This is a genomic window from Wolbachia endosymbiont of Nasonia giraulti (assembly GCF_048054155.1).
Lineage (GTDB): Bacteria > Pseudomonadota > Alphaproteobacteria > Rickettsiales > Anaplasmataceae > Wolbachia > Wolbachia pipientis_C.
Genome location: NZ_JAFEVH010000081.1, coordinates 1 through 3,850, shown reverse-complemented (window position 1 = coordinate 3,850; position 3,850 = coordinate 1). Strand labels below are relative to the sequence as shown.

The window sequence follows — 3,850 nt, the reverse complement described above, 5'->3', positions numbered from 1 at the left end:
ATGACAGGATATTTGTTTCTAATTCTTTATAATCTACCAAACCAGTAGTTCTATTTGCTTGACTCATATCAAACCTCCATTTTTTATATCAATTTATTACTTTTTTTTCGGTTTGACACACTTTTTTGAACGTTCCCAATAAAGATATAAAAGCCCCACAAACCACACCTAAATACACGGCGGTAGTCTACATCATAGCTCAATCATCTGTCAACCCATATTCCTTCCACTTCTCTGTAACTTTCTTTATTATTTCCTCGCTCATTTCAATTTTTCTTCCCCATTCTCGTTTGGTTTCAGGTGGAAGTTTGTTTGTTGCATCAAACCCTATTTTACCTCCGAGACCACTTTCAGGGGAAGCAAAATCTAAATAATCAATTGGGGCATTCTCTATCGTAATTGTATCACGCACAGGGTCCATTCTTGTTGACATTGCCCACATCACTTCCTTCCAATCACGTATATTTATATCATCATCAACAACTATGATAAATTTGGTATATAAAAACTGTTTGAGAAAAGAGAGTATGCCCATAACAATTCTTTTTGCATGCCCTGGATAAGCCTTTTTTATCGATACTACCGCTATTCTATATGAACAACCTTCTGGGGGCAGATAAAAATCTACTATCTCCGGAAACTGATTGATGAGAATCGGCACAAAGATTTCGTTGAGTGCTTCACCAAGAATTGATGGTTCATCAGGTGGTTTGCCAGTAAAAGTGCTGAGATAAATTGGATCTTTGCGCATTGTAATTGCAGTGATGTTAAACTCAGGAAACTGTTCAACAGCATTATAGTAACCGGTATGGTCTCCATATGGCCCTTCATCTTGGTAATTATCCAAACTTACATATCCTTCCAAAACAATTTCTGCATGAGCTGGAACCTGAAGAGGAATAGTTTTACAATTTACAAGCTCAAGTGGTTTTTTTCGCAGCAGCCCGGCAAATTGGTATTCTGATAAAGTCTCCGGCACCGGAGTTACTGCAGCAATAATCGTTGCAGGATCGCTACCAATCACAGCAGCCGCAGGAAACTTCATATTTTGCCCCCTCTCCTTCCACCGTTTATGGTGACCTGCACCACCACGATGTGCAAGCCAGCGCATGAGAGTCGTTTTTTTATTCACAACCTGCATACGATATATTCCAAGATTAAAATTATCTTGCTTGTCTGCTGTTGGTCCTTTTGTTACCACAAGTGGCCAAGTGATAATCGGTGCAGGCTCGTTTGGCCAGCATGTCTGAATAGGTAGCAAACTAAGATCCACCTTATCCCCAGTTAGCACCACCTCTTGACATGGAGCTTTGCTTACAACTTTGCTCCGCATCGACAATACAATTTTTAGTAGAGGAAACATTTTCACAGCATCTTTGAAGGTTTTTGGTGGCTCAGGTGATCGCAAAAATGCTAGAAGTTTACCCAGATCCCTTAATTCATCAGAATTTATACCAAGTCCGAATGCAATTCTCTCAATAGTACCAAATAAATTCACTAAAACGGGAATTGAATTTTTGCCATTTTCTGTGACAACATTTTCAAAGATGATAGCTGGTCCCTTGTTTGACAAAACCCTACGATGAATTTCTGTCATTTCAAGAATAGTTGAAACTTCTTTTTTAATTCTAATTAGATCTTTTTTTTCTTCTAATGCTCTGATGAAGTCGCGTAAGTTATTGTACATATTTTAAAAATTTTAAGCCTTTTAAGAAGTGCTTTTCCCAGCACAACTCATTCACTTATTATTATAGAGGCTCTAGAAAAATTATTCTCCAATTCGCTTTTTAAGTTTTTATATTCAGCAGTCTTTAATTCTTCATTGGTAATAAAGCTTTTCTTTATGGTTATTAAATTGCTAAATTCGGTTCCATCATTTTTATATTTACAGAACCTATTTACATATAACCAAGGAGAATCTATTTCAAAATTCAAATTTTCACAGTTTTTAATTTTGATATCTTTTATTATCATATGGCTTTCCTTAGTTTTAGGAACACCAATAAAAAGGTCTGACACTTGGTCAGAAGCTGTATTGACAACATCATTAAGCCAATTATCTCCTAAATTCAAAGCTGGCCCTAAATTTGTCTTAAAAATCTTATTTTTTTGCTGAAACTCATATTTGATTGTAAGATCCTCTACATTACGCAAGGTAAGGTCAGGCAATTCTAAGAACTTCTTTTCTTCTTCATCAAGATATACTCTACTAATCATACGAAAAACAGAATCTCTTAACTGCTCATCTGAATAATATAATCCAACACCTGTTAAGCCTAAGGCTGCTTCCCCTTGCACGGTAAGCTGGCCATATTCATTTACAACGTTATCTTCTATAGTTAATTCACTATGGGATATCACTTTTGAATTTTCACCTTGTACAGCAGGAATCTTTATGTAATCTGCTTCCTCAGAATCGAGTACTAGAGCGTTCCTATCAGCAATGTCTGGGAAAATACCCTGTGCCATACTGACAGTGTTAGTTGGATCAATCCAATATATTTTTCCATCTCTATTTATTACTCTGAGCATCACATGATTAAAATTACCCATATTAGGTAATGCTTCAGGATTAGAAGTGCTAGTAGTTCCTCTCATAACTAAAATAGGTTGAACTTTATAACCAAGTTCTTGTAAAATAGCAGCCGTGCTAGCAGAAAAGTCTTTGCAATCCCCAACTTGAGAATCAGCAATTTTCTCCAAATCTCTCGGAAAAAATTTTCCTGACACTGTACGCCAGTCTCCCATGTACTGAACTTTTTCATTCAATAAAGAAGTAACTGCATTAATTTTCTCCTCATCGGTACTCTCATTGTCAGCAAATTCTGCTATAGCTTCAAAAGTTGCAGGAAGCGGCTGATTGATAACGCTATGATATCCAGGAGCTAATTTTTTAGCTAAATCCTCCCATTCAGATAAGCTTGAAAGTGATACCCAAGTGTTGTGTTTTATGTTCAATATTCCATTATGTGGTTCATTTGTTGCGTTTTCATAAACTGCTTTCTTTAAAGCAATGCTTATAGAGTGTATATCATCATTTTTTTCCTCAGCGATTTCTAATACTTCTCTTGGATCATTAACTTTAATCTCCAGGGGTAATTCAGAATTGATTTTAGTATTTTCTGCTTGTAAATAATCCCCATGATAAGAAAAGCTCAAGCCATAAAAATTATCAACAGGAACCTTTTTGTTAACTTGTTTATACCTTAAATATACTTCTGTACCAATTTCTATTTTAGGAAACGATATAGTTACTTGCCTTAGCTGATCGAAGCCTTTACTAGGACTAGCTAGCGGTTTATCCTCTATCATGTCTTCAGTGACTATATATTCCTCTCCGTTATAAGCTGTTTTAGCTTCTAAAACAGTCAAATCTGCACTATCATCATTGTAGATTAAACTATACAGAGAAAATCTATCACGCCCAGACTCCTTGAGTATTTTTGCTTGAAGCTCTACTTCCGTTTCATAGGTACCATCTCTATTAACATTAATGTTAACATTAGAAAACTTAACCTCGACAGAAGCATCTTCGTACTTGCTCCACCTTGCTTCAGCTGTCGAAGCTACAAAAAATGCTAACATTGCTAAGTTAAGGATAGTTTTTAAAAACCTCATTATTATAACCAAATAAAATACCTATATACCGTATTACTAATTTTAACTTAAAATTCGCAATTGCACAAATATTGTAGATGCAATCTAAAATTACGGGAACGTTCAAAAAAGTGTGTCAAACCGCATTTTCAATTCAACTCAATTTTTAACCTACCAGGAAAAAAGATATCAAGTTGAGACATAGTTAAAGCCCAATTAGGCAAAGCAGTAATCCACTTTTGCTCTACCTTTT

The 3,850-nt window shown here is 35.6% G+C and carries 2 protein-coding genes; both read right to left on the bottom strand.

Annotated features, from left to right (window positions below; genetic code table 11):
• Positions 1-199 precede the first annotated feature (199 nt).
• Entirely contained in the window at positions 200-1,687 is a 1,488-nt protein-coding gene (locus JR312_RS06255) for a UbiD family decarboxylase (protein WP_416647983.1), read from the bottom strand.
• Between the two features lie 47 nt (positions 1,688-1,734).
• Entirely contained in the window at positions 1,735-3,618 is a 1,884-nt protein-coding gene (locus JR312_RS06250) for a DUF3857 domain-containing protein (RefSeq protein WP_416647982.1), read from the bottom strand.
• Between the last annotated feature and the right edge of the window lie 232 nt (positions 3,619-3,850).

Coding starts and splice junctions, on each gene's coding strand:
- JR312_RS06255 (WP_416647983.1), bottom strand. CDS start 1,687: ATGTACAATAACTTACGCGACTTCATCAGAGCATTAGAAGAAAAAAAA.
- JR312_RS06250 (WP_416647982.1), bottom strand. CDS start 3,618: ATGAGGTTTTTAAAAACTATCCTTAACTTAGCAATGTTAGCATTTTTT.